The organism is Achromobacter sp. GbtcB20 (genome assembly GCF_019091095.1).
GTDB classification, from domain to species: domain Bacteria; phylum Pseudomonadota; class Gammaproteobacteria; order Burkholderiales; family Burkholderiaceae_B; genus Achromobacter; species Achromobacter mucicolens.
Genome location: NZ_JAGXJZ010000294.1, coordinates 1 through 379 on the forward strand (window position 1 = coordinate 1; position 379 = coordinate 379).

At 68.1% G+C, this 379-nt stretch carries 1 pseudogene; it reads left to right on the forward strand.

The annotated features are described in order from the left end of the window. Nucleotides 1–3 precede the first annotated feature (3 nt). A pseudogene (locus tag KVT32_RS29045) lies at nt 4–379 on the forward strand (branched-chain amino acid ABC transporter permease); the annotation flags it as partial.

The window sequence follows — 379 nt, forward strand, 5'->3', positions numbered from 1 at the left end:
GGCATCGCTCTCGCCCTGGCGCTGGCCGCGCCTTTCTTCGGCTATCCGGTGTTCCTGATGTAGCTGCTGTGCTTCGCCCTGTTCGCCTGCGCCTTCAACCTCTTGATCGGTTTCACCGGCCTGCTGTCGTTCGGTCACGCCGCCTTTTTCGGCAGCGCGGGCTACGTCACCGGCCACCTGCTGACCGTGGTCGGCTTGCCGACCGAGCTCGGCATCCTGGCCGGCGTGGCGGCCAGCGCCGTGCTCGGGCTGGTCGTCGGCGCGCTGGCGATCCGCCGCCAGGGCATCTATTTTTCGATGATCACCCTGGCCCTGGCGCAGATGGTGTATTTCGCCGCGCTGCGCAGCCCGTACACCCACGGCGAGGACGGCCTGCAGG